This is a genomic window from Sandarakinorhabdus oryzae (assembly GCF_009733735.1).
In the GTDB taxonomy this organism is placed as follows: Bacteria; Pseudomonadota; Alphaproteobacteria; order Sphingomonadales; family Sphingomonadaceae; genus Sandarakinorhabdus; species Sandarakinorhabdus oryzae.
The window spans coordinates 1-4,507 of sequence record NZ_WNJP01000200.1 but is presented as its reverse complement, the minus strand read 5'-3'; the positions used below and the strand labels follow the sequence as shown (position 1 = coordinate 4,507).

The following is a 4,507-nucleotide window of genomic DNA, read 5'->3' as shown; positions in this document are numbered from 1 at the left end:
CCGCCGGCACCTCGCTGCTGGCCCTGCTCGCCACCCGCACGGCCGAGGCGCGCCGCCCGGCCGCCGCCAGCCTGACCTGGATCATGATGATCGTCGGCATCGTCATTTCGGCCGGCACGGCGGGGGCCCTGCTCGATCCCTTCTCGCCGACGCGCCTGCTGCAGGTCGCCGGCGGGGTCGTCGCCGCGGCCTTCTGTGTCACCTGCCTCGCTGTCTGGGGCATCGAAGGCGCGCCGCAAGCCGAAGAAAGGCCCGAGGCGGCGCCGTTCGGCGACGCCCTCAAGGGCATCTGGCAGGATCCGCTCACCCGGCTGTTCAGCATCTTCGTCTTCTTCTCGATGCTGGCCTATTCGATGCAGGATCTGATCCTGGAGCCGTTCGCGGGCCTGGTGTTTAAGATGACGCCCGGCCAATCCACCAGCCTGTCCGGCGTGCAGCACCAGGGCGTGCTGGCCGGCATGATCCTGGTCGGCGTTGGCGGCCATGCCTTTGGCGGCAAAGCCGGCATGAAGCTGAAGCGCTGGATTGTCGCCGGCTGCCTTGCCTCAGCCCTCGCATTGGCCAGTCTCGCGCTGGCGGCGCAGGCCGGGCCGGGCTGGCCGCTGGCGGCCAATGTGGCGCTGTTGGGCTTTGCCAACGGCATGTTCGCGGTGGCCGCCATCGGCTCCATGCTGGAACTGGCCGGGCGCGGCGGGCCTGGGCATGAGGGCATCCGCATGGGCCTGTGGGGCGCGGCGCAGGCCTCGGCGTTCGGCATCGGCGGTTTTGTCGGCGCCTTTGCCGTCGATCGGCTGCGCACCGCGCTGCACAGCGACGGCCGGGCCTTCGAATTGGTGTTTGCTGCAGAAGCCGTGCTGTTTCTGCTGGCGGCCATCATCGCTTTCCGGTTGAATGACCGGATGGGCAGCACATCAACAGACACGGCGGGCAGGCCGGCAGCGGCGGAGGCAATTGCATGACCGATATGTTCGATTTCGTGGTGGTGGGTGGCGGCCCGTCGGGAGCGACAGCGGCCAATGATCTGGCGGTTGCCGGGCACAAGGTGATGCTGCTCGACCGCATGGGCCGCATCAAGCCGTGCGGCGGCGCGGTGCCGCCGCGCCTGCTCAAGGATTTTGACGTGCCGATGGAGCTGCTGTGCACCACCGCCAACAGCGCCCGAATGATCAGCCCCAACGATCGCAAGGTCGACATGCCGGTGGGCGAAGGCGGCTGGGTCGGCATGGTCGACCGTGATGTGTTCGACGAATGGCTGCGCGCCCGCGCCGCCAAGAACGGCGCCGACAGGCGGGATGGCACCTTCGAAGGGCTGGAGCGCGAGCCCGATGGCTCGGCCGTCGTGCTCTATCGTCCCAAGGGTGCCGCGCGTGGCTCCGATCCGATCCGCGTGAAGACGAAGATGCTGATCGGCTGCGACGGCTGCAATTCGTCGGTCGCCCGCGCTGCCCTGCCCGACGAGAAACTGCCGTTCGTCGCCGCCTATCACGAGGTGGTGGACAGCCCGCCGGAAGGCTTCAAGGGCTTTGAAGGCAATCGCTGCGACGTCTTCTACCAGGGCAAGCACAGCCCGGACTTCTATGCTTGGGTGTTCCCGCACGGCTCCAAGACCAGCATCGGCACCGGCAGCGCCGTGCAGGGCTTTGAGTTGCGCAAGGCCGTCGGCAAGCTGCGCGAAGAGCTGGGCATGACCGAGGAAACCTGCAAGACCGTCCGGGTCGAAGGCGCGCCCATCCCGCTGCGCCCGCGCAAGAAGTGGGACAATGGCAAGGATGTGGTGGTAGCCGGCGATGCCGCCGGCTGCGTGGCCCCCGCCAGCGGCGAAGGCATTTTCTATGCGATGACCGCCGGCCGCGAAGCCGCCAAGGCCGCCGCCGAAGCCCTGGCCAGCGGCGATCCCGCCAAGCTGGGCCTGGCCCGCAAGCGTTTCCTGAAGGCGCACGGCACCGTGTTCCGCGTGCTCGGCATCATGCAATGGTGGTGGTATCGCAGCGACACGATGCGCGAGAAATTCGTCAAGCTGTGCATGGACAAGGACATCCAGCAGCTGACCTGGGAAGCCTATATGAACAAGGAGCTGCAGCGCAAAAAGCCGCTGGCCCACGTGAAGATCTTCCTAAAGGACAGCGTGCAGTTGGTCACCGGCATCTTGTCGGGTGGCGGCGTGCGCGAAGGCAACAACGCCGGCAAACGGGCGCAGGCCTGAGCGAGGCGGCGCGGGAGGCCCGATGGCCCGATTGTCGGAACAGGCGTGGGTGCTGCCGGCCGCCGTTGCTGCGGTGGCCGCTGCCTTCACGGCTGCGGTCGGCGCCACCATCACCGATATCGGCCCTTGGTATCAGGCGCTGAAGCAGCCGCCGTGGGCGCCGCCGACCTGGCTGTTCGGCCCGGCCTGGACGGTGATCTTCGGCCTGTGCACTATCTCTGGCGCCACCGCCTGGCTGCGCGCCCGCACCCGCACCCAGGCCGAGAACATCATCGGCCTGTTTGCCCTCAACGGCTTTCTCAACTTGCTGTGGAGCTTCCTGTTCTTCCGCCTGCACCGGCCGGATTATGCGGCGCTGGAAGTGGGCATCTTGTGGAGCAGCATCGCTGCCTTGGTCATCGTGCTGTGGCGCATCTCACGACCGGCGGCGGCACTGCTGCTGCCTTACCTCGCGTGGGTGGGCTTCGCGGCCGTCCTCAACCGGGCGATCGTGGAACTGAACAGCCCGTTCTAGGCCAAGCCGGCTGACGGCGCGTCGCCGCCAGACTCGGCGCAGTGCCCGGCAGAACAGCTCCGACGGCGCGGCTCTGCCGCGCTTTTGCTGATATGTTACGCTCTTCAGACGGACTCGGCGGCTTTGCCGCCGGCCGTCCTGTCCGTCAGGCCCTGGTTTTCAGATAGGCGATCACGTCGGCCCGGTCCTGCGGCTGCTTCAGGCCGGCAAAGGCCATGCGGGTGCCGGGCAGATATTTCTGCGGCGCTTCGAGATAGGCGAACAGCACGTCTTCGCTCCAGGTGATGCCGCTGCCCTTGTTGGCCTTGCTGTAGTTGAAGCCGGCAATGCTGCCAGCCGGGCGGCCGACAACGCCATAGAGCGACGGGCCAACCCGGTTCACGCCGGCTTCGGCGACGTGGCAGGCCTTGCACTGGGCGAAGATCTTCTCGCCCTTGGCCGCATCGCCGGTGAGCGAGGCGTAGCTGACGCTGGCCACGGGTGCCGATGGCGCGGCGGCAGGCGGGGTGGCCGCCGGAGTCGGCACTTGTGCGGTAGCTGCGTCCGCGGCGGGGGCACTGGCGGGTTTGTCACCACTGCCACAAGCGGCGAGCAGTGCCGCCAGGGTGAGCAGCGGCATGGCAAACAGGAAATGGCGCATGGGGCAATCCTTGAACAAAATCAGATGCTCCAGTTTGCCACCAACTGAGGTTGCCTCAGCCTGAACAATGCGAGGCTTACTCCGGCTTGAGCGCCGCCGCCGCCGCAAACGGCCCCACCGCCAGCGCCACCAGGCTGGCTGCCGCCAGCAGGCGAAAGGCGCCGGCAACATCGCTGCCGACGCCGAAAATCAGCACCGGCAGCGCCAGCGGCAGCACGATCAGGCCGGCCAGGGCGCCGCCGCCTTTCAGGCCAGCGGTGAGTGCTGCAGCGATTACAGCGAGGCTGGCCAGCGCAGGGGTGCCGAGCAGCAGCGCGATGGCGAGGCGGGTGCCGTCATCAGCAGACAGGCCGAGCAGCACGCCGGCCACCGGCAGCGCCGCCAGCAACGGCACGGCAAAGCCCACCCAGTGGGCGAGGATGCGTGCGGCGCAGACCAGTTCGAGCGCGATGCCGCGGCTGATCAGCTGGTCGATGCTGCCGTCCTCCACATCCGGCGCCAGCAGCGTTTCCACCGGCAGCAGGCTGGCCAATAGCGCTGCCACCCAGATGATGCCTGGCGCGATGCGGGCCAGCAGGCGGGCATCGGGGCCAACGGCGAAGGGAAACAGCGCCGCGGTCAGCACGAAGAACATCACCGGCAGCCACAGGGCCGGGGAGCGGGCGATCAGCCCGAGATCGCGGCGGAGGAGCGCGAGGAACATCAGCCGAGCCTGAGCTCTGCCGTGTCGGCGAGGCCGATATCGCCGTGAACCGCTGCCACGATGAGGCCGCCGGCTGCCCGATGCTGGCCCATGGCAGCCGCCAGCAGGCCGGCGGAGGCCGCATCGAGCCCGGCGGTGGGCTCATCGAGCAACCAGCAATCCGCCCCGGCCGCGATCACCCGGGCGATGGCGGCGCGGCGCTTCTGGCCCGACGAAAGATGCCGGCATGGCACATCCACCAGCCCGGCGAGATTCATCGCTGCCAGCGCGCCGGGCAGGCGATCCCGCCCGCCATCCAGTTGCGCCCAATGCGCCAGTTCGGCCCCCAGCGTCTGGCGCGGTTTCAGCGCCACCTCGTGCCCGGCAAAGGCGCGGCGGCCGCCGCCCGACACGCTGCCGGCCTCGGGCCGCAACAGCCCGGCGAGCAGCCGCAGCAGCGATGACTTG

6 protein-coding genes are annotated in these 4,507 nt (G+C 68.6%); 3 read left to right on the top strand and 3 right to left on the bottom strand.

Annotated elements, in window-relative coordinates; translation table 11 throughout:
- The 3 genes from GJ693_RS14070 to GJ693_RS14060 form a co-directional block, all read left to right on the top strand.
- A partial coding sequence (locus tag GJ693_RS14070; protein ID WP_156256904.1) for a PucC family protein occupies window positions 1-959 on the top strand: 959 nt, incomplete at its 5' end.
- Window positions 956-2,203 (top strand): geranylgeranyl diphosphate reductase, encoded by a 1,248-nt coding sequence (locus tag GJ693_RS14065; RefSeq protein WP_197042213.1) that lies wholly within the window; start codon window positions 956-958, stop codon window positions 2,201-2,203. The genes GJ693_RS14070 and GJ693_RS14065, both read left to right, overlap by 4 nt.
- Window positions 2,204-2,225: 22 nt before the next feature.
- Window positions 2,226-2,717 carry a TspO/MBR family protein gene (locus GJ693_RS14060; protein WP_156256903.1) on the top strand — a complete coding sequence of 164 codons (492 nt, stop codon included), beginning with the start codon at window positions 2,226-2,228 and terminating at the stop codon, window positions 2,715-2,717.
- Window positions 2,718-2,862: 145 nt separating this feature from the next.
- On the opposite strand, the gene GJ693_RS14055 is transcribed toward GJ693_RS14060, so the two are convergent.
- The 3 genes from GJ693_RS14055 to GJ693_RS14045 form a co-directional block, all read right to left on the bottom strand.
- Complete coding sequence (locus GJ693_RS14055; protein WP_235902936.1) at window positions 2,863-3,357, bottom strand: c-type cytochrome; 495 nt, start codon at window positions 3,355-3,357, stop codon at window positions 2,863-2,865.
- Between the two features lie 76 nt (window positions 3,358-3,433).
- Window positions 3,434-4,060 carry a heme exporter protein CcmB gene (ccmB, locus tag GJ693_RS14050; RefSeq protein WP_156256902.1) on the bottom strand — a complete coding sequence of 209 codons (627 nt, stop codon included), beginning with the start codon at window positions 4,058-4,060 and terminating at the stop codon, window positions 3,434-3,436.
- A partial coding sequence (locus GJ693_RS14045) for an ABC transporter ATP-binding protein (protein ID WP_156256901.1) occupies window positions 4,060-4,507 on the bottom strand: 448 nt, incomplete at its 5' end. The genes ccmB and GJ693_RS14045, both read right to left, overlap by 1 nt.

What these genes read in the sequence shown, in the direction of transcription:
- GJ693_RS14065 (WP_197042213.1), top strand. Translation starts at nt 956, where the DNA reads ATGACCGATATGTTCGATTTCGTGGTGGTGGGTGGCGGCCCGTCGGGA.
- GJ693_RS14055 (WP_235902936.1), bottom strand. Translation starts at nt 3,357, where the DNA reads ATGCGCCATTTCCTGTTTGCCATGCCGCTGCTCACCCTGGCGGCACTG.
- GJ693_RS14060 (WP_156256903.1), top strand. Translation starts at nt 2,226, where the DNA reads ATGGCCCGATTGTCGGAACAGGCGTGGGTGCTGCCGGCCGCCGTTGCT.
- ccmB (WP_156256902.1), bottom strand. Translation starts at nt 4,060, where the DNA reads ATGTTCCTCGCGCTCCTCCGCCGCGATCTCGGGCTGATCGCCCGCTCC.